The sequence below is a fragment of the Streptomyces sp. NPDC005302 genome (assembly GCF_040607345.1).
Classification (GTDB): domain Bacteria; phylum Actinomycetota; class Actinomycetes; order Streptomycetales; family Streptomycetaceae; genus Streptomyces.
Genome location: NZ_JBEXGN010000006.1, coordinates 299,833 through 323,562 on the forward strand (window position 1 = coordinate 299,833; position 23,730 = coordinate 323,562).

Sequence of the window (23,730 nt, forward strand, 5' to 3'; positions counted from 1 at the left end):
ACATCGACGCCAGGGTCGGGAGAACCGCTGGTCAGCCCACGTGGTGCCGTACGTCACGTAGGTGACGCACAGTCTCTCGCGGCGTCCGGCCCGGCAACCTCGTGCCCGTCTCCGGACACGTCATTCGATGACCTGCCGTCCCTCCGGCCGCGCGCTGCACGACGCCCGGAACGCGCAGTGTGTGCAGTGTTGTCCGGTCGTGGGCGAGAACCGTTCGTCGAGGACCTTGCCCGCGGCGTTCGCCAGGAGGTCGCCGACCCACTCGCCCTCCAGCGGCTCCTGGGCCTGCACCTTGGGGAGGGTCTCGCCGCCGTTCTTCTTCGCCGCGCCCTGGCGCAGCTGGACGAGTTCGGCGCCGCCGGGGTCGGGGCGTTCGCCGTCGAAGACGTCGTCGACGGCGCCTTCGCGGACGGCGAGCTGGTACACGGCGAGCTGCGGGTGCTGGGTCACCTCGGCGGCGCTGGGCGCCTGTTTGCCGGTCTTGAAGTCGACCACGTAGGCGCGGCCGTCGGTGTCCGCCTCGACGCGGTCCATGGAGCCGCGGATGCGCACTTCGTAGGAACCCGCTTCGAGGGTCACGTCGAAGTCGTGCTCGCTGGCCACCGGGGTCCGCCCGGTGCGGTCCATGACGTGCCACTTCAGGAAGCGTTCGAGCGCCACGCGCGCGTGCTCCTTCTCCTGCGCCGACTTCCAGGGCGCGTCGAAGGCGAGCGCGTTCCACACGGAGTCGAGACGCTCCATGAGGACGGCGAGGTCGGCGGGGGTGCGTCCGGAGGCGACCTCGTCGGCGAGGACGTGCACCACGTTGCCGAAGCCCTGGGCGGCGGTGGCGGGCGCGTCGGCCTTCACCTCACGCCCGAGGAACCACTGGAGGGCGCAGGTGTTGGCGAGTTGGTCGAGGGCGCTGCCGGACAGCACGACGGGCTGGTCGCGGTCGCGCAGCGGGACCTTGCTCTCGGTCGGCTCGTACACGCCCCACCAGCGGTAGGGGTGCGCGGAGGGGACCAGCGGCCGGCCGTCCTCGTCGGCGAGGGCGGCGAGGCGGGCGAGACGGTGGGCGGCCGCTTCCCTGAGCCGGTCCGAGACGAGCGGGTCGACCGTCGTGGCGCGCAGTTCGGCGACGAGCGCGGCGACGGACAGGGGGCGGCGCGGACGGCCGGTCACGTCCTTGGGCTCGACGCCCAGCTCGGTGAGGAAGCGGGACGGCTGGTCGCCGTCGTCGGCCGGTGCCTTCACGGCGGTCACGACGAGGCGTTCACGCGCGCGGGTCGCCGCCACGTAGAAGAGCCTGCGCTCCTCGGCGAGGAGGGCACCGGGAGTGAGGGGTTCGGCCAGGCCGTCCCGGCCGATGCGGTCCGCCTCCAGCAGGGAGCCGCGCCGGCGCAGGTCCGGCCACAGTCCCTCCTGGACTCCCGCGACGACGACGAGATGCCACTCCAGTCCCTTGGAGCGGTGCGCCGTCATCAGGCGCACGGCGTCGGGCCGGACGGCACGGCGGGTCAGGGTGTCGGCCGCGATGTCCTCGGCGTCGATCTCCTCCAGGAAGTTCAGGGCGCCCCGGCCTCCGGTGCGCTCCTCCGCGCGCGCGGCGGTCGCGAACAGCGCGCACACCGCGTCGAGGTCCCGGTCGGCGTTGCGCCCGGCCGCGCCACCGCGGCGCGCGGCCCGCTCCAGGCGCTGGGGCCACGGCGTGCCCTGCCAGAGGTCCCAGAGAGCCTCCTCGGCGCTCCCGCCGCCCGCGAGACGCTCGCGGGCCTTGCGGAGCAGTGCGCCGAGGCGCTGGGCCCCTCGGGCGTACGCCGGATCGTGCGCAACGAGCCGCTCCGGCTCGGCCAGCGCGCGGGCCAGCAGTTCGTCGGACGGCGGCGGTACGAGGTTCCCGGCGGCGCGCTCCTCCTCGCGAAGCGCCCGGCCCAGGCGTCGCAGATCCGCCGCGTCCATGCTGGCGAGCGGCGAGGCGAGGAGGGTGAGCGCGGTCTCGGTGCCGAGCCAGGCGGCGACGATCTGCCCGCCGACCGGCCCGTCGGCCGAACCGTCCGTGCTCTCGGAGTCCCGTATGCCCTCGGCGTCCCCGGCTGCCTCCTGGGACTCTTCCGCGGTGCTGCCGGTGTCCTGGGCGCCCTCGGTGTCGTCGGTCTCCCCGGTGCCGGCAGCGTCCTCGGGCGCGTCGGCCTCCCCGGGCGGGCCGACGTCCTCGGAGCCAGCGCCCTCGTCGGGCCTCCGGTCCGTGTTGGTGTCCGACTCCGCCCGGGCCACCGCCCGCAGGGCCGTCAGCAGCGGAGCCACCGCCGGCTCGTGGCGCAGGGGCAGGTCGTCGCCGTCGATGTCGAGGGGTACGCCGGCGACGGTGAGCGCCCGCCGGACCGTGGGGATCGAGCGGGAGCCCGCACGCACCAGGACGGCCATCTCGCCCCAGGGGACGCCGTCCTCCAGGTGGGCGCGACGCAGGATGTCCGCGATGTTGTCGAGCTCCGTGCCGGCCGTCGGGTACGTGTACACCTCGGCGCCGCCCCCGTCCCGCACCGGGGACAGCTCGCGGTGGGCGCGCACCTTCTCGCCCGGCAGGCGGGTGAGCGGCATGCGCTGGGTGAGCAGACGGGTGGCGGCGAGCAGGCGGGAGCCCGAGCGGCGCGACGTCCTGAGGACCTCGACCGGCGCCGGGCGGCCGTTCGCGCGCGGGAAGGCGTCCGGGAAGTCCAGGATGCCGTTCACGTCGGCGCCCCGGAACGCGTAGATCGACTGGTCCGGGTCCCCGAAGGCGACGAGGGTGCGGCCACCGCCGGCGAGGGCGTGCAGCAGCCGTACCTGGGCGGGGTCGGTGTCCTGGTACTCGTCCACGTAGACGGCGTCGTACTGCGCGGCCAGCCGCCCGAGGACGTCGGGGCGGCGGGCGAGGAGCACCGCGCGGTGCACCAGTTCCGCGTAGTCGAGCACTCCCTGCATGTCGAGCACGTCGAGGTACTCGGCGAGGAAGGCTGCCGCGGCGCTCCAGTCCGGGCGGCCGATGCGGCGGGCGAATGCCTCCAGGGCGTCGGGGCCGAGGCCGAGTTCACGGCTGCGGGCGAGGACCGCGCGGACCTCGTCGGCGAAGCCACGCGTGGTCAGGCAGGCGCGCAGCTCGTCGGGCCAGCGCACGGAGGCGAGGCCGAGCCGCTCCAGGTCGGGCTGGCCCGCGAGCAGGCCGCGCACCGCCACGTCCTGTTCCGGGCCGGACAGCAGCCGCAGCGGTTCCACGAAGAGGTCGGCGTCCTGGTGGGCACGGACCAGGGCGTAGCAGAAGGAGTGGAAGGTGGTGGCCTGGGGAGCGCGGGCGGCCCCTATGCGCAGGGCCATCCGGTCGCGCAGTTCGACGGCCGCCTTCCGGCTGAACGTGAGCACCAGGATGCGCGCCGGATCGCCGCCCCGGGCGATCCGTGCGGCGACGGACTCCACCAGCGTGGTCGTCTTGCCTGTGCCGGGACCCGCGAGCACGAGGAGCGGTCCGCCGCCGTGCTCAACCACCGCGCGCTGCCCTGCGTCAAGACGAGGGGGATCCACCCGGACCGGAGCGGTGCGCACCAGTCGGTACGCACCGCGGGTCCCCTGGCGCACCTGAGGGTGCGCCGGGTGCCTGGTGGAAGAAGTGGAGCTCACGTGGTTCGCCGGTCCTGGTGGTCGTACTGGTTGGCGGGCCGTCGCGCAGGGGAGGCGGTGGCCGCGGGGTGAGGGGGATGCGCGCCGACGACGGTACGCCGGTGAGGTTCACGGAAGCAGGGCTTCCGCTTCTTCCCTCACGCCACGTGCGTCCCTCGCCTCACGAACGTACGGCATGTCACGGATGTGCCTCGGTTCCCTCGTACGGGCCTCAGGTTCCCCTTCCGTCCCGCCAATGCCGGAAGCTGTCAGGTGTGACCTTCCGCCCGCTCGCCGCCGTCCCATCGCGCTCGTCTCATGTCGACGCGTGGCAGATGCCCCTCGGCGGAACGGCTCGCCTCCTTCAGGGGCGTGCCCTCCGAGCGGTAGTGGGCCAGCGCGTCCAGTTCGTGGCCGGGCAGCAGGGTCCCGTCGGCGCGGGTGACCCGCCACCACGGCACCGCCCCGCCATAGAGGGCCATCACCCGGCCCACCTGGCGCGGGCCGCCCTCCTCCAGCCATTCGGCGATGTCGCCGTACGTCATGACGCGCCCGGGCGGGATCAGCTCGGCGACCTCAAGGACCCGCTCCGCGTACTCCGGCAGGGCGTCCGCCGGAAGGCTCTCCTCGCTCATCCGCCCCATCCTGCACCACCCCACCGACAATGTGACGCGGCGGCGACTGTGCGTATGCCTCGCTCAGGGGTGACGCTTGAGGCAGACTGTGCGACCCCGCATTTGCACCCTGATGCCCCCGTGTGTCAGTCGGGCATGCCACCATCGTGCGGGCGGTGACTGGTGATACGAGATCAAGAAGAGACCATGAGGCAGCAGGGCGTGCACCCCGAAGACGCGGAGGGCACCTCCGATGCCTCGTCACGCCCGGACACCAGCGGCGACGGCGGGACGGACGAGAAGGGCACGAGCAGCTCGTCCGAGAAGTCCGCGACCGGTGCGGCCGAGCCGAGTGACAGCTCGGCCGAGGAGACCTCTTCCGAGGCCGACGAGACCGCTCCGGGCCCCCTCGGACCGGACAAGCGCCAGGCCAGGCAGGACTGCGAGGACATCGACGAGGCCCACGCGGACGAGGTCGAGGGTGACGAACCCCTCCTCCCCGCGCGCGTGCACCGCCCCTCCGACCTCATGCGGCTCCTGGTCGGCGTGCTCGCCATCGTGGTGCTGCTCGCCATCGCCGCGTTCGCGCACGGCACCACCTCGGGTCTCGAACAGGACATCAACAAGGGCACCGGCCAGGCACCCGATCTACTGATCAAGATCGCGGGGCTCGCGTCGAGCATCGCGATCCTCCTGGTACCCGTCGCATTCGCGATCGAACGGCTGATCAAGCGGGACGGACTGCGCATCGCCGACGGCGTGCTCGCCGCGGTCCTCGCCCACGGGGTGACGCTCGCCACGGACCTGTGGGTCGCGAAGGGCGCCCCCGGGTCCATCCAGGAGGCGCTCACCCAGCCCTCCCCCGGTGACATCCACGCCCTCACCGACCCGGTCCACGGCTATCTCGCCCCGGTCATCGCCTATATGACGGCCGTCGGGATGTCCCGCAGACCACGCTGGCGCGCGGTGCTCTGGGTGGTGCTCCTGCTCGACGCCTTCTCCATGCTGGTGACCGGCTACACGACACCGTTCTCGATCATCCTGACCGTGCTCATCGGCTGGACGGTCGCCTACGGGACGCTGTACGCGGTCGGTTCCCCGAACGTGCGGCCCACCGGACGGACCCTCATGGCGGGCCTGCGGCACGTCGGCTTCCACCCGGTCAGCGCGGCCCGCGAGGAGACGCCGGAGACCTCGGAGAACGGCGACCGCGGCCGCCGCTACTTCGTCACCCTGGAGGACGGCCCACCCCTGGACGTCACGGTCGTCGACCGTGAACAGCAGGCCCAGGGCTTCTTCTACCGCGTGTGGCGCCGTCTGACACTGCGCGGCATCACCACACGCCGCAGCCTCCAGTCACTGCGCCAGGCGCTGGAACAGGAGGCTCTCCTCGCGTACGCGGCGATCGCGGCCGGAGCCAACGCGCCCAAGCTGATCGCCACCTCCGAACTGGGTCCCGACGCCGTGATGCTCGTCTACGAGCACACCGGCGGCCGCACCCTCGACTCGCTGCCCGACGAGTACGTCACGGACGACCTCCTGCGCGACACCTGGCACCAGGTGCAGGCCCTTCAGTCCCGGCGCATCGCGCACCGCAGGCTCGCGGGCGACGCGATTCTGGTGGATCGTTCCGGCAAGGTGATCCTCACCGACCTGCGCGGCGGTGAGATCGCGGCCGGTGATCTCCTTCTGCGGATGGACATCGCCCAGCTGGTGACCACCGTGGGACTGCGCGTGGGCGCCGAGCGCGCGGTCGCGTCGGCGGTCGGAGTGCTCGGTCCCGACGCGGTCGCGGACTGCCTGCCCATGCTCCAGCCGATCGCGCTGACCCGCAGCACGCGTGCGACGCTGCGGAAACTGGCCAGGGAACGCTCGCAACGCGAGCGGGACGCGGTCCTCGAGGCCTCCCGGCAAGCCAAACTCGCCCGCGCCGAGGAAGCGGCGGAGGCGGCCGCACCCGTCTCCGAGAAGACAGCCAAGAAGGCCGTCCGCGCCGAACAGCGCGCCGAGAAGCGGGCCCTGGACGAAGCCCTCGACGAGGCGCGCGAGGAGGATCTGCTCACCCAGATCCGCCACCAGGTGCTGCTGATCAGGCCGCAGGCACCCGTCGAACCCGCTCGCCTGGAGCGCGTCCGGCCGCGCACCCTGATCAGTTTCATCGCCGGGGCCATCGGCGCGTACTTCCTGCTGACCCAGCTCACCCACATCGAGTTCGGGACACTCTTCGACAACGCCGAGTGGGGCTGGGTCGCGGCGGCCGTGCTGTTCTCCGCGCTGAGCTACTTCGCGGCGGCGATGAGCCTGCTCGGCTTCGTACCGGAACGGGTCCCCTTCATGCGGACGGTGGCGGCTCAGGTCGCCGGCTCGTTCGTGAAGATCGTCGCCCCCGCGGCGGTCGGCGGTGTGGCCCTGAACACGCGCTTCCTGCAACGTGCCGGTGTCCGGCCCGGGCTCGCCGTCGCGAGCGTCGGCGCCTCCCAGCTGTTCGGCCTCGGCTGCCACATCCTGATGCTGCTGTCCTTCGGCTATCTGACCGGTACGGAGAAGACGCCGTCCCTGTCGCCGTCCCGCACGGTCATCGCGGGCCTGCTGACGGTCGCCGTGCTCGTCCTCGTGGTGACGTCGGTGCCGTTCCTGCGCAAGTTCGTCGCCACGCGCGTGCGGTCACTCTTCGCCGGTGTCGTCCCGCGCATGCTCGACGTGCTCCAGCGGCCGCAGAAACTGGTCACCGGCATCGGCGGCATGCTGCTCCTCACGGCCTGCTTCGTGATGTGCCTGGACGCGTCGATCCGCGCCTTCGGCCACGAGGAGCCGACCACACTCAGCCTCGCCAGCGTCGCCGTCGTCTTCCTCGCCGGCAACGCACTGGGCTCCGCGGCGCCGACCCCCGGTGGCGTCGGCGCGGTCGAGGCGACCCTGACGGTCGGTCTGATCGCCGTCGGTCTCCCCAAGGAGGTCGCGGCCCCCGCGGTGCTCCTGTACCGCCTGCTCACGCTGTGGATCCCGGTGCTGCCCGGCTGGCTGTTCTTCAACCACCTGACCCGCAAGGGCGCGCTCTAGGACACCCGCGAAAACCCCCTCGTACGGGGTTCGCGGAGCGCCCTCACCCACACGGCTCGCGCCCCGAGCGCGCCGTCGCGCGGGCCCTCAGGATGGGGAACATGCCGAACCCGTCCCAGCTGCGCGCCGCTGCCCTGACCGTCACCGCCGTCCTGCTGGCCACATGGTCGACCGGCTGCAGCAGCGACACCACGAACGAGGATCTGACGGCACAGAAGCTCAGCTGGAAGGAGTGCCCGGCCCCGTCCGAGTCCGAGGGCGGCGGCAGCGCCCCCTCGCCCCTGCCGGGCGGCATGGAGTGGCAGTGCGCCACCTTGAAGGCCCCCCTCGACTGGGCCGACCCCAAGGGCGACACGATCGGGCTCGCACTGATCCGCGCGAAGACGAGCGGCGACGCGAGCAAACGCATCGGCTCGCTCGTCTTCAACTTCGGCGGCCCCGGCGGCTCGGGCGTCACCACCCTGCCCGCGTTCGGCAAGGACTACGCCGCCCTGCGCACCCGCTACGACCTGGTCAGCTTCGACCCGCGCGGCGTCGGCCGCAGCGCGGGCGTGGAATGCGAGGACGACCAGCAGCTGGACAAGTACTTCCAGCAGGACGCGACACCGGACGACGCCGCCGAGACGCAGGACCTTCTGCGGAACACCAAGTCGTTCAACGCGGCGTGCGAGAAAAACTCCGGCAAGGTCCTCCCCCATGTGCGCACCACCGACGCCGCACGCGACATGGACCTCATGCGCCAGGTGCTCGGCGACGACAAGCTGCACTACTTCGGCATCTCGTACGGCACCGAACTGGGCGGGGTGTACGCCCACTTGTTCCCCAAGAATGTGGGTCGCGCCGTGTTCGACGGGGTCGTCGACCCGACACAGAACCCGGAGCAGAGTTCGCTCGGCCAGGCCAAGGGCTTCCAGCTCGCGCTCGACAACTTCGCCGACGACTGCACCTCGAAGGTCGAGGACTGCCCCATCGGCGACACCGCTCAGGACGTCAAGGACCGCATCGCCAAACTGCTGAAGGACCTCGAGACCAAGCCGATCCCCGGAATCTTCCCGCGCGAACTGACCCAGACCGCGGCGACCAACGGCATCGCGCAGTCGCTCTACTCGAAGGACTTCTGGGAGTACCTGACCGAGGGACTCCAGCAGGCGTACGACGGTGACGGCAAGGTCCTGATGCTGCTGTCCGACTCGATGAACGGGCGCAACGAGAACGGCACGTACAGCAACATCACGGCGGCGAACATCTCCATCAACTGCGCCGACGACAAGCCGCGTTACACCGCGGACTTCGTGCGGTCGAGGCTCCCGGAGTTCCGGGCCGCCTCCCCGCTGTTCGGGGACTACCTGGCCTGGGGCATGGTCAGCTGCACCGACTGGGCGGTGCCGGGCGCCGCCGACCACCCGGACGTCAGCGCTCCCGGCGCGGCCCCGATCCTCGTGGTGGGCAACACCGGTGACCCGGCCACCCCGTACGAGGGCGCGCGAAAGATGGTGGACGCGCTCGGCAAGGGCGTGGGCGTCCAGCTCACGTACAAGGGCCAGGGGCACGGGGCGTACGACAGCAAGAACAAGTGCGTGCAGGGCGCGGTGAACGGCTATCTGCTGCAGGGCACCGTGCCCGCGGCCGGCACCGTTTGCTCATAGGTAACCGCAGGTCAGAGCGTTATCCACAGGTCTCGGCGCGGTCGGCGGCCGGCGCCTACTATTGCCTGCATGTGATCCGCGAATTCGGGCGGGGCACGGGCAAGGGGGGACGCTCATGACACGTTTCGCACGGTGGACGGCCGCTGCCGCCGCCGCGTTGCTGGTGGCCGGCTGCGGCGGGGGCTCGTCCGGTGACGGCAAGGACGAGGGAAAGAACAGCGACGGACCGTCGGCCGCGGCACCGTCCTCAACCGGGTCACCGGGGCTGCCCGCCTCCTTGACCGCGCAGAAGCTCGACTGGGGCCGCTGCAAGGCCACTTCGGACGGGCCCGCGCCGGGAAGCGGCTGGCAGTGCGCCACGCTCAAGGCGCCGCTCGACTACGCGAAGCCGGGCGGCCGGACGATCGGACTCGCGCTCATCCGCTCGAAGTCGACCGGCGGACAGAGCAAGCGGATCGGCTCGCTGTTGTTCAACTTCGGCGGCCCCGGCGGCTCGGGCGTCTCCACCATGCCGTCGTACGGAAGCCTCGTCGGACCGCTGCACGAGCGGTACGACCTGGTGAGCTGGGACCCGCGCGGGGTGGCCGCCAGCGAAGGCGTGCGGTGCCGCACGGACAAGGCGATCCAGGCGTCCGAGTCCGTGGACGCCACGCCGGACGACGCGGCGGAGGAAGCGGCGTACTTCCAGGACGCGGAGGACTTCGGCAAGGGCTGCGCCAAGGCGGCCGGGAAGCTGCTGTCCCACGTGTCGACGACCGACACGGCCAAGGACATGGATCTGATGCGTCAGGTCCTCGGCGACCGCAGCATGCACTACTTCGGCATCTCGTACGGAACGGAACTGGGCGGCGTGTACGCCCACTTGTTCCCGAAGAACGTGGGGCGCCTGATCCTGGACGCCGTGGTCGACCCGAGCGCCGACACCGTGGGCCACGCCAAGAACCAGACGCTGGGTTTCCAGCGCGCCCTGGACGACTACCTGAAGTCCACCGGCCAGGACCCCCGGCAGGGCTCGCGGAAGATCGCGGATCTGCTGAAGCGGATCGACGCGAAGCCGCTGTCCACCTCCGGTGGGCGCAAGCTCAGCCAGACGCTGGCCCTCACCGGCATCGTGCTGCCGCTCTACAGCAAGCAGGGCTGGCCGACGCTCACCGAAGCCCTGAAGGACGCCGAGGACGGGGACGGTTCGGCCCTGCTGGACCTCGCCGACGGATACAACGAACGCGACGCCTCGGGGCACTACGGCACGACGACGCATTCACAACGGGTCATATCGTGCTTGGACGACAAGCAGCGCCCGACTCCGGAGGAGACGAGGAAGCGGCTGGCCGAGTTCGAGAAGATCTCGCCCGTGTTCGGGGACTTCATGGGGTGGGACACGGCGGGCTGGTGCCACGACTGGCCGGTGGCCGGGCAGCACGACACCCCCGAGGTGAGCGCTCCGGGCGCCCATCCGGTCCTGGTCGTCGGCAACACCGGGGACCCGGCCACCCCCTACGAGGGTGCCCGCAGGATGGCGGACGAGCTCGGCCGGGGCGTGGGCGTGGAGCTGACCTGGAAGGGCGAGGGCCACGGCGCCTACGGCAGTGGGAGCGACTGTGTCGACTCGACCGTGAACAGCTATCTGCTGGACGGGACGGTGCCGAAGGACGGCAAGGTCTGTTCATGACGATGGCGGGGGTTCCGCGGACACCCGGTCCGCGGAACCCCCGCCATCGAAAGAGTGGGACGTGCCGCCGGTCAGTACACCGGCTTGTCGGGCTCGATCTGGTTGACCCAGCCGATGACACCGCCACCGACGTGCACCGCGTCCGAGAAGCCCGCGGACTTCAGGACGGCGAGGACCTCCGCACTGCGGACACCCGTCTTGCAGTGCAGGACGATCTTCTTGTCCTGGGGCAGGGTCGCCAGGGCGGTGCCCATCAGGAACTCGTTCTTCGGGATCAGCTTGGCGCCGGGGATCGAGACGATCTCGTACTCGTTGATCTCGCGGACGTCGATGATCTCGATGTTCTCGCCGTCGTCGATCCACTCCTTGAGCTGCTTGGGAGTGATCGTCGAGCCGGCCGCCGCCTCCTGGGCCTCCTCGGACACGACGCCGCAGAAGGCCTCGTAGTCGATGAGTTCCGTGACGGTCGGGTTCTCGCCGCAGACCGCGCAGTTCGGGTCCTTGCGGACCTTGACCTGCCGGTACTGCATCTCCAGGGCGTCATAGATCATGAGACGGCCGACGAGCGGGTCGCCGATGCCGGTCAGGACCTTGATCGCCTCGGTGACCTGGATGGAGCCGATGGACGCGCACAGCACGCCCAGGACACCGCCCTCGGCGCAGGAGGGGACCATGCCGGGGGGCGGGGGCTCCGGGTAGAGGCAGCGGTAGCAGGGGCCGTGCTCGGACCAGAAGACCGAGGCCTGGCCGTCGAAGCGGTAGATCGAGCCCCACACGTACGGCTTGTTGAGCAGCACGCACGCGTCGTTGACCAGGTAGCGGGTCGCGAAGTTGTCCGTGCCGTCGACGATCAGGTCGTACTGGCTGAAGATGTCCATCACGTTCTCGGCCTCGAGCCGCTCTTCGTGAACGATCACGTTCACGTACGGGTTGATGCCCAGCACGGAATCGCGGGCGGAGGCGGCCTTGGACCGGCCGATGTCCGCCTGGCTGTGGATGATCTGGCGCTGCAGGTTCGACTCGTCGACCTCGTCGAACTCCACGATGCCGAGCGTGCCGACGCCCGCGGCGGCCAGGTACATCAGCGCCGGCGATCCGAGGCCGCCGGCGCCCACACAGAGCACCTTGGCGTTCTTCAGCCGCTTCTGCCCGTCCATGCCCACATCGGGGATGATCAGGTGGCGGGAGTACCTGCGGACCTCGTCTACGGTGAGCTCAGAGGCTGGCTCGACCAGGGGTGGCAGCGACACGGGGACTCCGTTGGTCGGTCAATCACTACAGTTGTTCTCTCCGTAACACTGCCACGCCCTTCTTCATTCCGAGACACCCGTTCCGATCCGCGAGACGATTTCGTCCCAGTAGCCGGGCATCGTCTCCCAGGGGTCGACCCTCCCCCCGTGGTCGGAGCGGTCGGTGAAGTAGATCGTGGAGGCGCCCTGCCAGCGCGCGACGCGCAGCGCCTCCTCCAGATGACCGCGCGGCACACCGTGCACGAAGTGGCAGAAGCGCTCGGGCGGATAGTCGGCGGTCCACTCGGCGACCTGCGACCAGCGGTAGTCGCTCCAGGGCCCGGAGAAGGTGACCAGTTGGTCGGCGTTCTCCGCGTACCCGGGATACGGATGGGTGCCGTGGCCCAGCACTATGTGCGCGCCGTCGCGGAGCGCGCGCAGCGACCCGATCGTGCGGCGGATCTCGGGCAGCGCGGAGCGGTCGGCGGGGCAGCGGTCGAGCAGGAACCCGTCGGCCTGGTACCAGTCGAGATAGCGCTGCGCGTCGGAGACCACGTCGTCGAACGGGCGGGCCCCGTAGGCGGTGTCCAGGTGTCCGAGCACTCGGACACCGGCGTTGCGCAGCCGTCCGGAGGCGTCCAGGCAGCGCGGGTCGGGGCGGTCGCCGGGACCGTTGTCGACGTTCAGGACGACCCAGTGCAAGGGGGTGCCGGGGCGGGTGAGGCCGTCCCATTCCGCAGGGGCGACCAGGGGGTGGGCATAGCCGGGGACGCCGAAGCCGACCCCGGACCGGTCGGTGCCGGCCGTGCCGGTGGCGATGCTGGTCAGATGCGGCATGCCGCCTCCATCCAGATGTCCGCGAGGGACTCTTCGAGGTTGATCCGGGGCCGCCAGCCGAGCCGGTCGCGGGCGGTGCGCACGTCGGCCTGCTGCCAGCCGCCGCAGCCGTCCGGGTAGGGGTGGGCGAGGGGGGCCACGTGGTCGGGTTCCGGGCGGGGGTGGCCGATGGTGGCCCGCAGCGCGGGACCGGCCGGGCCGGGCGGCCCGTCGAGTTCGTGGAGGGTGCCTCCGTAACCGGCCACGCGGGCGAGGACGGAGGCGGCGTCGCGGAGCCGGACGGCACGGCCCGAGCCGATGTTGATGACGCCCTGTGCGGCGGAGAGGGAGGCGGCGTGCACGGCGCGGGCGACGTCACGGACGTCGATGAAGTCGCGTTGCACGCCCAGCCCGCCGAGCTTCAGTTCGCCGTCGCCGGACTGCATGGCGCGGCGCAGGGCCTCGGCGAGCCGGCCGAGCGGGGAGCCGGCGGGTGTTCCGGGTCCGGCGGGCGAGAAGACGCGGAGCACGACGGCGTCCAGGCCGGAGCCGAGGACGAGTTCGGTGGCCGCGAGCTTGCTCACGCCGTACGGGCCGCCCGGGCGCGGCACGGCGTCCTCGGCGGTGGAGGAGCCGGGCTGGCTGGGCCCGTACTCGGCTCCGCAGCCGAGCTGCACGAGCCGGGCACCGCAGCCGCTGCGCCGCAGGGCCTCGCAGACGGTGGCGACGGCGACGGTGTTGTGCCGGGTGAGGTCGCGGGCGCCGCCGCGTGTGGTGCCCGCGCAGTTGATGACGACTCCGGGGTGCACCGCGTCCAGGAAGCGGGTGAGCGCGCCGGGGCTGCCCGAGGCGAGGTCGAACCGTACGTCGGCGTCGTCGCCCCGGCCGAGCGCGGTCAACTGCACGGCCGGATCGGCGAGCAGTCTGTCGGCGACGAAACGGCCGAGATAGCCGTTGGCTCCGATCAGCAGGACCCTCATCGGGCGGCTCCCGGGGCGGATTCTCCGGTTCGGGAGGTGATCATCTGGCTGTCTCCTTCGAGGTCGTGCCGTAGGTCGGGGAGAGGGCCCGCGGTGTCGGCCCCGCGGGAGAAGAGGGCCCGGCTCCGGGGCGTGGTCCCGGGCGCCGGGGGGGGCTCAGGGCGTCGGGTGCCATGGGCCGGGCAGGACACGCCGTATGAGGAGACGGACAGCGCGTCGTGGTGGGGTCGGCCAGGGGCCGCGACCTGTGGAGGGCGACGAGGCTCGGAAAGCGGCCCCGGCCCCGGCCCCGGCCGTTCGGCATGCCGGGGTGGGGTCCGGGGGCGAGGACAGAGGGCCTCGATCCCTCCCGGGCACCGCGGTTGAGGCCACTCTGGGGGCTGCGGCTCAGTCGGCCCTGCCCGGAAGGCGGCGGGCCACCCACGCCACGGACCGTCACCCCGCCCACGGCACAGGCCGTCACCCCGCGCATGGCACGGACCGTCACCCCGCCCATGGCACGGACCGTCACCCCGCCCACGGCACGGACCGTCACCCTCCCCAGGTCAGAGCGCTTCGAGCCGCCTCGGGCACGGGTAGTCGGGTCGCTGTGCGCCGGCTGCCTCGCTCCGTGCAGGGCGTGGGGCCTCGACGCTGCCCGGGTCCCGCGGTCGAGGACGTCGAGAACCGGCGGCCGGCTTCGGCCCGTTCGCCGGGTCTCGTCGCCGGCGTTCACGGGGCCTCGCCGGTCCGGGCGTGGGCCGAGGCGCGGGTCAGCGTGCGGGAGGCGTGGAGGAGCAGGACGACGGCGCCCGCCCCGCACACCAGGGCGGGTACGGCGCCGGATCCCCAGGTGTGGACAAGGGTGTCGGCGGGGGTGGCCAGGAACGAGAGGCCGGGGAGGCGGGCCGCGTAGACGCTGGCCAGGGCCGCGGCTTCCATCAAGCCCGCGCCGGCGAGTGCCAGGGCCGGGGCGTGGGTGAAGCCGCGAGTCGCCAGGAGCCGGGCGAGCAGGAGGAGGGCGCCGAGGGTACCGGCTCCGGCGTAGGCGGGCGGCTCGTCGAGCACCTCGCCGCACAGGGCGAGCAGTCCGAGCAGCGCGCACACGAACAGGCCGAACGCGCCGAGGAGCAGGGGCTGTACGGAGGCGGCGAACTCCTCCAGACCCCGGCTCGTCGTGAGCCGGCGGCGAGCGCGGCCGACGAACAGGTGGGCGCACCAGGCGGCGGGGGCGCAGGCGAGTAGGAGGGCCAGTACGGGGGCGGTGGCCAGGGGCCAGTTTCCGTCCGGGCCGCCGTCGAGGCCGGCGTTCAGCAGGCCGTCGCCGAGGAGGGCGTACGCGACGAGCCAGCACGTCCACGCGATGGTGGCGCCGGTCATGCCGTGGCTGCTGCTCAGCGGGCCGCGGCGCAGCGCGAGGCGGAGGCCGAACGCGACGGCGAGGGCGCCGAACGCGGCGATGGCGAGGCGCGGTTGACCGTGCGTGAGCCGCAGCCCGGCGACGACGCCCGCGCCGAGGATTCCCGGCACCAGGGCGAGGACGGCCCAGTAGGCTCGCGCCCCGGGCGGTGCGGGTCGCTCCGCGTCGGGCGCCACGGCCTCGCCGTCGCGCGCCACGCGTGCGTACATCTCCTCGGCGAGCGAGAACACGTCCCGGTGACGGAAGCGAGCGGCGGTCCGGTCGGTCACGCCGTGGGCCTCCAGACCCGCGGCGATCTCCAGCGGGTCGACGGCCCGTTCGCAGAGTTCGCGGTGCCGGTGCATCAGCGCCTTCACCGGGTCCGCGGCGCCTCGCCGCCCAGCGTTCCTGCGCGCACCGTCGGCGCCCTCAGTGCCGGCACCCGTACCAGCACCGGCGCCAGGGCTGAGGCTGGGGCCGGGAAACCCGCGCCGGCCGTAAACACCCTCCGCGCCCATGTCGGGAAGACTGCTCGCCATGCCGGGAAGACCGCTCCCCGTTCCGGCAGCCCCGGAACTCGCGCCCTCCGCACCGGTGTCGGAGAGCATGAGCCCCCCGTCCTCGGCCTCGGCTCGTGTGCCGACGGCCCAGGCCGCCAGGCCCGCGTCCTCCACGCTCCCGCTCCCGCGCCCGCCGCCGCCCGGTCGGCCACCGAATCCGGCATTGGGTCCGCCACAGGATCCGGCATCAGATCTCACGACACGGCCAACGTCACGAACGCGCCCCGCGTCACCGTCGCTGTCCACGCCCCGCGCGTTCTCGCCCGACGCATCCCTGCCCGATACACCCGCACCGCCCCCCGACGCACCCCCACACGGCAAACCGCCGCCCGACGCGCTCTCGCCCGCGTCCGGAGTTCCCGTGCCGTCGAGGTTCGTGCCGTCGAAGTTCGTGCCGTCGAGGTTCGTGCCGCCCGGCCCTCGGAAACCGTCGGGGTCGAGTTCGGTCAGGTCGCCGACGCCGCCGCGGGGGCCCGGTCCTGGGGTGTCGCCGGTCATGCGCCCTCCCCCGCCGGAACGGTGGCCGTGGCACGCACCGGTGCCCCGTCGCCCCAGCGTGGCCGGCCCGCGGCCAGGAGGCGGGCCTCGGTCCAGCGGCCCGGAAGGTGGGCCTCGGCGGGTACGCCGAACGGCAACGGCTCCCCCGCGTTGTTCACGACCGGACGGCGTATCGGGGAGTGCGAGACGATCTCCAGGTAAATGCCGTGAAATGCCGCGATGTTCTGCTCGACGGTGAAGAGTTCGAGGGCGCGGGCGCGGGCGGCGGCGCCCAGGCGCTCGCGGCGCTCGGGGTCGCGCAGCAGCGCCACGCACGCCTCGGCGAGCGCCCGCGGGTTGCGCGGCGGGACCACCAGCCCCGTACCGCCGATGACCTCGACGACCGCGCCCACGTCGGTGGAGACGGTGGCCCGGCCGCAGAACATCGCCTCGACGAGGCTGATCGGGAAGCCCTCGACGACGCTGGAGAGGACGACCAGGGCGCCGGAGGCGTAGGCCTCGGCGAGGCTCGGGACCTCCGGTCCGCCGATCTCCTCGAAGGACACCGGGTTGTCGCCGACCGCGTGCACGCCCTCGGCCTCGTCGGGGAAGAGCTGCGCGGCGAGCGCCTTGCAGTGCGTCAGGTAGGTCGCGCCGTCCGGACCGTCGGCGGGGGCGCCGACGATCCTCAGCCGGGTCTTCGGCTCCTCCTTGCGGACCTCCGCGAAGGAGTGCAGCAGGGAGATGAGGTCCTTCGCGGGTTCGATGCGGCCGACCCACACCAGCGTGTCGGGGTCCGCGCACCGGCTGCCCTCGGCGCCCTCCCCGACCTCGGCGAAGCGGTCGGCCTCCATACCGGGGTAGACCGTGCGCAGCTTGGCGCGGTCGGCACCGCAGCGCTCCTGCCAGCGACGGGCGTGGGCGTTCCCGGGCGTGATGAGGGTGGCCGCGCCGTACACCTCGGCGGCGACCGCGCCGTGGAACGCGGCGAGCAGGGCGCGGACGGCGGGGGCCTCCGTGACGGTGGTGGAGGACAGGTAGTGCGCCCGCAGCTGCACGCCGTACTCAGTGACGAGCAGCGGGACTCCGTAGAAGTGCCGGGTGAGGAGGCCGGGCAGGGCAGCCGCTCCGCCGGCCGCGGCGTGACAGAGGTCGACCGAGCCGAGGCCGTCGTCCTCGTACCAGTCCAGCGAGAGGGGGCGCAGGGCGCGCTCGATGTGGCCGGCGACGGCGAGCAGGTCGGGTACGCGCGCCGCGCGGGCGGTCCGCAGCGCGCCGGGCGCGCGGCAGGCGCGCTCCAGGGCGCGGACCGCTCCTTCCGAACGGAGGGCGCCGACCAGGCCGCCTTCGTCGCGGGCGAGTTCGGCGAGACCGTAGAGCGCGCTGGCGAAACGGTCCGCCTCTACGCCGGAGGAATCCGCCTCCCCCTCCGAGGATTCCGTCGCGCCGGGTGCCACCGGTCCCGAGCAGACGGCCGCCGCGAGTTCCCCGTACGCCTCGGCGAAGCGGCGTCGTGCGCGGCGCCCGTGGACCACGCCGTCGTCCTCCGCCGTCCACAGCGGTGCCGTGCGGACGCGGCTGACCTGGGACGGAAGTTGGATCCAGCCCTCGTCCTCCTGGCGCTCGGTGCGGCTGAGCGCGTAGATGTCGAACTCGTGCTGCCCGAGCCCGCGCACGAGCCGGTCGCACCAGAGTCTGGCGTCACCGCTCACATACGGATAGCCACCCTCCGTCAGCAGTCCGATGCGCACGAGCACACCCCCGATCTCCCGTATGGGGAGCCGCCGTTGACCCGGCGGCTCGCAGCGGGACGAACGTATGCGGACAAGGCGGTGGCGCGACGGACGGTTGTCCATCGCGCCACCAAAAGGGGTGAACGGTCGTAACTTTCCCGCGCAGGACGCGTTCCGTCGCGCTAAGACATCAAGCAGTCACTTTTCGCTGACCGAAAGCCCGCGAACCGGGCTGCCGCCCGCGGGCCTCGCGCCGTCACGCCGGCGTCAGCTCCTTGCCGTCGGCCGGCTTCCCGCGGGCCGCGCGACGGCGTGCCGCGACCTCCGGGTCGAGCGCCGGTACGGCGGCCAGCAGTTGCCGGGTGTACGGGTCGCCGGGACGCTCGTACACGTCGTCGGCGGGGCCGTACTCGACGAGCTTGCCGCTCCGCATCACGGCCACCCGGTCGCTGACCTGGCGGACGACCGCGAGATCGTGCGCCACGAACACCAGGGCGAGCCCGAGTTCCCGCTGCAGCTCGCCGAGCAGGGCGACGACCTGGGCCTGCGTGGTGACGTCCAGCGCGGAGACCGGTTCGTCGCACACGATGACACGCGGCTCCGCGGCCAGTGCCCGTGCGATGCCCACGCGCTGGCGCTGTCCGCCGCTGAACTCGTGCGGGTAGCGGTCGTAGTGCGCCGCTTCGAGCCCGACACGTTCGAGCAGTTCCCTGACCCGCCCCCGGATGCGCCCCTCGTCCCGCTCGCCGCGCGCCCGCAGCGGGTCCGCGATGGACTCGCCCACAGTGCGCCGGGGGTTGAGGGAGGAGACCGGGTCCTGGAAGACCATCTGCACGGAGGGGCGCACGCCGGACTGTTCGCGCCCCTCGTAGCGGATCGTTCCGCTCGTGGGCTCCAGGAGTCCCACCAGCATTCTTCCCAGGGTGGTCTTCCCGCTGCCGCTCTCGCCGACGACACCGAGGGTCTCGCCTCTGCGGACGGTCAGCGACACGTCGTCGACGGCCGCGAACCGCTGCTTCCCGCGCCCGAACTCGCGCCGCAGCCCGACCGCTTCGAGCACCACCTCGTTCGACGGAACCGTGGCCGAGCCGCGGTCCTCCGAAACACCGCTCGCCGAACCACCGCTGTCCGAACCGACGGTCTCCGAACCACCGCTGTCCGAGCCGACCGTCTCCAAGACGGCGCCAGATCCGGTCTCCGCCGCGGGACCGGGCCCCTCCACGGAACCGGCCGCCTCGGCGCGACCCGGAACGGCAGCCGGTCCGGTCCCGCCGGCCACGCCGGTCGTGCGGGCGGTGTCCACGCGCGGCACGGCGCCGAGGAGTTCGCGGGTGTACGGCTCCCGGGGCGCGCCGAGAACGGCGGTGACCGGCCCGTGCTCGACCGCGCGGCCGTGACGCATCACGAGGATCTCGTCGACGCTCTCGGCGGCGACGCCGACGTCGTGGGTGACCAGCAGCAGCCCCATCCCGGTCTCGTGGCGCAGGGTGTGCAGCAGGTCGAGGATCTGGGCCTGGACGGTCACGTCGAGGGCGGTGGTCGGCTCGTCGGCAATCAGCAGCTCGGGTTCGCAGGCCAGCGCCATGGCGATGAGAGCACGCTGGCGCATGCCGCCGCTGAACTCGTGCGGGCGCGAACGGGACCGGCGTACCGCGTCGGGGATGCCGACCCGGTCCAGCACCTCCACGGCACGCGCGCGTGCGGCACGTCTCGAGGCCTTCGTGTGCACCCGGTGGACCTCGGCGATCTGGTCGCCGACGGCGTAGTACGGGTCCAGGGAGGAGAGCGGGTCCTGGAAGACCATCGCGGCCTTCCCGCCGCGCAGCCGGCCCAGCTCGTCGTCGGACGCCCGCTGGACGTCCAGGCCGGCGACGCGGACCGTGCCCGTGACCCGCGCTCCGGTGCCGCGGTGCAGCGCCAGCAGGGCGGAGGCCACGGTGGACTTGCCCGAGCCGGACTCGCCGACCAGGCCGAGGGCGGCACCCTTGTCCAGCCGGAAGGAGAGCCCGTCGACGGCCCGCAGGTCTCCGAAGTCGACGGACAGGCCGTCCACTTCGACCAGCGGGGCCGCGGTACCGGCGTTCGTGGAGACCGCCGCGTTCGTGGAGACCGCCGCGCCCGAAGAGGGCGCGGACTCGGTCGTGGAAGAGTCACTCATGCGAGCACCACCCGTCGGTCGGCCACCGCGTACAGCACGTCCGCGACGGCGTTGGCGATGACCACGAAGAAGCCGACCACCAGGACCATGCCGACGACCACGGGAAGGTCGACGACGTTCACCGCGTGGACCAGTTCCTGGCCGATGCCCGGCAGTCCGAAGAGCGTCTCGGTGAGGACCGCGCCGCCGATGGCTCCGCCGACGTTGTTGGCGTTGAGCGCGATGATCGGCGCGAACGCCCCGCGCAGCGCGTGCCGCCCGATGATCGACCGCTCACCGACGCCGTACGCGCGGAAGGTACGGATGTGGTCCTCGGCGAGGGTCTCCAGCATCGACGCCCGGGTGAGCCGGGCGAACGTGGCGGCCTCGATGAGGGCGAGGGAGAGCCAGGGCAACAGCAGGTTCCAGGCCCACTGTTCGGGGTCGTCGGTGAGAGCGACGTACTGCGGGAAGGGCAGCAGCCTCAGTTGCCCGCACACGATGATCATCAGGACGAGACCGATGACGAAGACGGGGGTGGCCACGCCCGCGAGCGTCACGCCGGTCAGCACGCGCTCGCTGATCCGGCCTCGCCGCCATGCGGACAGGACGCCGGTGCCGACGCCGAGGATCAGCCAGAGGATCATCGCGCCGAACACGAGCGACAGACTGACCGGCAGCTTCGCGAAGATCAGCTGGGTCACCTGCCGGCCGCCCTGGTACGACAGGCCGAGGCAGGGCGCCGAGCAGTGCTCCACGGACGTGCCCGTGGAGTAGTCCTGGCCGACGAGGATGCCCTGGAGGAAGTGCCAGTAGCGCACGTAGAGAGGGTCGTCGAGCCTCAACTGCTGCGCCACCTGGTGTACTTGTTCCGGAGAACAGCGGGGGCCGCAGGTGATCTGGGCGACGTTGCCCGGAGTGACGAAGAAGACGACGTAGACGATCACCGAGATGGCGAGCAGGGTGATCACGGTGCCGACGAGGCGGCGCAGGACGAACCCGCCGAAGCCGCTCATGCCCGCTCCTCCTTCCGGCCGGTGCCGTTCGCCTCGGTGTTCGCGTCCGCGCTGGCCTTCCCGGCGTCCGCGTCCGCCTTGGCCTCACGCCTGCGGCCGGTGCCGATGCTCAGGCGGGAGGCCGCGCGCGGGTCGAGGGCCGTGCGGATGCCGTCGCCCAGGACGGTCAGCGCCAGGACGGTCACGAAGAGCGCGCCGGCGGGCAGCAGCAGGTACTGCGGGGCGGCCTGGTACCAGACGTCGGCGGCGGTGAGCATCTGTCCCCAGGAGGGTGTCGGGGGCTTCACTCCGACGCCCAGGAAGGAGAGCGCGGCTTCCACGCTGATGTTCATCGGGACGAGGAGCGCGGCGTACGTGATGACCGGCGCGGCGAGCCCCGGCAGCAGTTCGCGGCGGGCGATCCGCCAGGTGCCCCAGCCGCTGAGCCGGGCGGCGGCGACGTAGTCGAGTCCCTTGAGGGTCAGGGTCTGGGCTCGCACGATCTTGGCGACGTTGCCCCAGGCGATCAGGCCGATGACGAGGGCGACCAGCAGGGGGCGGGGGAAGCCGCTGGGCACGATCGCCAGCAGCGCCAGCGACATGATCATGAGCGGCATCGCGATGATGATCTCGGTGAAGCGGCTGAGCAGCTGGTCGACCCAGCGCGCGCCGAGCGCGGCGGCGACACCGACCACGACGCCGATGAGGACCTGGACGACGGTCGCTCCGAGAGCGACCCCGAGGGAGACCCGGGCGCCGTACACGAGACGCGCGAAGAGGTCGCGGCCGGTCTGCGGTTCGACGCCGAGCCAGTGGTCGGCGCCGATGCCGCCGAGCGGCCCCACGGGGACACCGCCGCGTGCGGAGTCCACCAGCGAGGGGTGGTAGGTGGTGGGGTCCTGGCCCTCGATGGCGGTGAGCAGCGGTGCGGCGATCGCGACCAGGACGAGGAGGGCGACGACGGCCGCCGCGACGAGGGCGGCCCGCTGCGCGCGCAGCCGCCGCCAGAACTGACGGGCCCCCGAGGCCCCCGTGACGGACAGGTCCGTCACGGGGGCCGAGGAGGCGACAAGTGCCTCGCTCACGGTGCTACTTCACCGCGACCTGGGAGATGTCCAGAACGCCGGTCCAGTCGCTGATCACGATGTTCTTGACGTCCTTGCCGTACAGGCGCTTGTAGACGGGGTGGAACAGCGGCACGGTGAGCGCCTGCTCGCCGATCTTCTTGTCCAGGGCGCCCCAGCGGGCGGCGGCCTGGTCGAGGTCGGTCAGCTTGTTGATCGCGTCGATCTCGTCGTTGACCGACTTGTCGTCCAGGAAGCCCGTGTTGAAGTTGGCGCCGTCCTTGACGATCTGCCGGCCGTCGAAGATCGGGGCCAGGAAGGGACCGCCGGAGGGCCAGTCGGCACCCCAGTGGGCGAGGAAGAAGCCCGGCTCGGTCTTGACGCTCTGGACCTTGTCGCTGTAGTCGTTCGACTCCAGGCCCTGGAGCTTGACGGTGATGCCGGCCTTCTTGAGCGCGTCCTGGATCGCGGTGGCGATCTCGGGGCTGGTCTCGAAGTCCTTGCTGTTGGAGTGCGTCAGCGTCACGGTCAGGCCGTTCTTGTAGCCGGCCTCCTTCAGCAGTTCCTTGGCCTTCGCCGCGTTGCCCGACGCGCCCGCCGGGAAGTGGTCGTACGGGGTGTAGCCGAAGGACTTCTGGTTCGGCAGGTACGTGGTCGCGGGCTCGGCGAGCGAGGAGCCGCCGGCCGCGTTGACGACCGAGCTGCGGTCGATGGCGTAGGAGATCGCCTGGCGCACCTTGGGGTTGTCGAACGGCTTCACCTTCGGGTTGAAGGCGATGTAGTTGGTGTAGCCGAAGTGGCCGGTGCCGACGCGGGAGGCCAGCTCCTTGTCGCCGGACACCTTGGCGAGTTCGGCCGGGCCGAGGTTGGTGTCCGTGGTGACGGCGGCGGCGTCCGTGCCCTGGGAGGCGGACAGCCGCTGGTTGATCACGGACGAGTCCAGCCCGGAGCGCACGTCGATCCTGTCCGGGTAGGCCTTGCGCTCGGCGTCGGTCGAGGCGGACCAGTGGGTGTTGCGCTCCAGGACGAGCCGCTCACCGTCGTTCTCGTTCTTGACGACCTTGTACGGGCCCGAGGAGACGGGGTGCTCCTCGTACTTGGTACCGGTGTCCTTGGCCTTCGGGACCGGTGTCGTCTGGGTCTGCGTGGCCAGGTAGGGGAACTCGCCCTCCGGCTTGTTCAGGTGGAACACGATCGTCAGGTCGTCGGGCGTCTCGATGGAGTCGAGGCCCTTCTTGTCCTTGTAGGGACCCTGGTAGTCGGCCCCGCCGATGAGCCAGTCGCGCAGGTAGGGGGCGCCACCGGAGAGTTCGGCGGCGAAGGAGCGCTCGATGCCGTACTTGATGTCGGCGGAGGTGATCGGCGTGCCGTCCTCGTACTTGAGCCCCTTCTTCAGGGTGTACGTCCACACCGTCGCGTTCTTGCTCGGGCGGCCCGTGTCGGTGGCCAGGTCGGGGACGACCTCGGAGCCGGCGGCGCCGTTCTCGCGGTTGCGGGTGGTGAGCGTGCGGAAGACGAGCGAGGGCACGTTGCCGCCGCCGGAGGTGTAGAGCCGCGCGGGGTCGAAGTCACCCTGCGGGTTGGAGTTCAGGACGGTGAGCGTGCCGCCCTTCTTCGCCTGGGAGTCGCCGCCTCCGGAACTCTTGGCATCGTTGTCCTCAGGGCCGCAGGCGGCGGCGCCCGCCGCCACGACCAGGCTGACGGATGCCACGGCCACGCGGCGGGCTATGAGGGACGGTTGACGCATCGGAAGACGACCT

Annotated in this window: 14 protein-coding genes; 3 read left to right on the forward strand and 11 right to left on the reverse strand. The window is 72.0% G+C overall.

Features of this window, described 5'->3' with window-relative positions:
- Positions 1–120 precede the first annotated feature (120 nt).
- Both ABZT74_RS12040 and ABZT74_RS12045 read right to left on the reverse strand, forming a co-directional pair.
- The gene (locus ABZT74_RS12040) at positions 121–3,633 is read right to left on the reverse strand and encodes an ATP-dependent DNA helicase (RefSeq protein ID WP_356434347.1); all 3,513 of its coding nucleotides are present in this window, start codon (positions 3,631–3,633) and stop codon (positions 121–123) included.
- 248 nt (positions 3,634–3,881) lie between these two features.
- Complete coding sequence (locus tag ABZT74_RS12045) at positions 3,882–4,247, reverse strand: MGMT family protein (RefSeq protein ID WP_356166478.1); 366 nt, start codon at positions 4,245–4,247, stop codon at positions 3,882–3,884.
- Between the two features lie 186 nt (positions 4,248–4,433).
- On the opposite strand from ABZT74_RS12045, the gene ABZT74_RS12050 reads away from it, so the two are divergent.
- From ABZT74_RS12050 to ABZT74_RS12060, 3 genes are all read left to right on the forward strand, one after another.
- On the forward strand, positions 4,434–7,286 hold the full coding sequence (locus tag ABZT74_RS12050; RefSeq protein WP_356434351.1) for a lysylphosphatidylglycerol synthase domain-containing protein: 2,853 nt from the start codon (positions 4,434–4,436) through the stop codon (positions 7,284–7,286).
- A gap of 101 nt (positions 7,287–7,387) precedes the next feature.
- A complete protein-coding gene (locus ABZT74_RS12055; RefSeq protein WP_356434354.1) occupies positions 7,388–8,932 on the forward strand; it encodes an alpha/beta hydrolase in 1,545 nt (514 codons plus the stop codon).
- A gap of 115 nt (positions 8,933–9,047) precedes the next feature.
- Positions 9,048–10,601 (forward strand): alpha/beta hydrolase, encoded by a 1,554-nt coding sequence (locus tag ABZT74_RS12060; RefSeq protein WP_356434357.1) that lies wholly within the window; start codon positions 9,048–9,050, stop codon positions 10,599–10,601.
- A 71-nt stretch (positions 10,602–10,672) separates the two neighbouring features.
- On the opposite strand, the gene moeZ is transcribed toward ABZT74_RS12060, so the two are convergent.
- From moeZ to ABZT74_RS12105, 9 genes are all read right to left on the reverse strand, one after another.
- Positions 10,673–11,851 (reverse strand): adenylyltransferase/sulfurtransferase MoeZ, encoded by a 1,179-nt coding sequence (gene moeZ, locus ABZT74_RS12065; RefSeq protein ID WP_356434360.1) that lies wholly within the window; start codon positions 11,849–11,851, stop codon positions 10,673–10,675.
- A gap of 63 nt (positions 11,852–11,914) precedes the next feature.
- Positions 11,915–12,667 carry a spherulation-specific family 4 protein gene (locus tag ABZT74_RS12070; RefSeq protein WP_355864947.1) on the reverse strand — a complete coding sequence of 251 codons (753 nt, stop codon included), beginning with the start codon at positions 12,665–12,667 and terminating at the stop codon, positions 11,915–11,917.
- Positions 12,655–13,626, reverse strand: coding sequence for an NAD-dependent epimerase/dehydratase family protein (locus ABZT74_RS12075; protein ID WP_355864950.1), 972 nt, complete (start codon positions 13,624–13,626; stop codon positions 12,655–12,657). The genes ABZT74_RS12070 and ABZT74_RS12075 overlap by 13 nt, the downstream gene beginning before the upstream one ends.
- 711 nt (positions 13,627–14,337) lie before the next feature.
- A complete protein-coding gene (locus tag ABZT74_RS12080) occupies positions 14,338–15,522 on the reverse strand; it encodes a hypothetical protein (RefSeq protein WP_356434467.1) in 1,185 nt (394 codons plus the stop codon).
- 536 nt (positions 15,523–16,058) lie between these two features.
- A complete protein-coding gene (locus ABZT74_RS12085; protein WP_356434363.1) occupies positions 16,059–17,792 on the reverse strand; it encodes a DUF3492 domain-containing protein in 1,734 nt (577 codons plus the stop codon).
- A 238-nt stretch (positions 17,793–18,030) separates the two neighbouring features.
- Positions 18,031–19,932 (reverse strand): ABC transporter ATP-binding protein, encoded by a 1,902-nt coding sequence (locus tag ABZT74_RS12090; RefSeq protein ID WP_356434366.1) that lies wholly within the window; start codon positions 19,930–19,932, stop codon positions 18,031–18,033.
- Positions 19,929–20,927 carry an ABC transporter permease gene (locus ABZT74_RS12095; RefSeq protein WP_356166457.1) on the reverse strand — a complete coding sequence of 333 codons (999 nt, stop codon included), beginning with the start codon at positions 20,925–20,927 and terminating at the stop codon, positions 19,929–19,931. Before ABZT74_RS12095 ends, ABZT74_RS12090 begins: the two co-directional genes overlap by 4 nt.
- Complete coding sequence (locus tag ABZT74_RS12100; protein WP_356434369.1) at positions 20,924–21,991, reverse strand: ABC transporter permease; 1,068 nt, start codon at positions 21,989–21,991, stop codon at positions 20,924–20,926. The genes ABZT74_RS12095 and ABZT74_RS12100 overlap by 4 nt, the downstream gene beginning before the upstream one ends.
- A 4-nt stretch (positions 21,992–21,995) precedes the next feature.
- Entirely contained in the window at positions 21,996–23,717 is a 1,722-nt protein-coding gene (locus ABZT74_RS12105) for an ABC transporter substrate-binding protein (protein WP_356434372.1), read from the reverse strand.
- Positions 23,718–23,730: the final 13 nt, after the last annotated feature.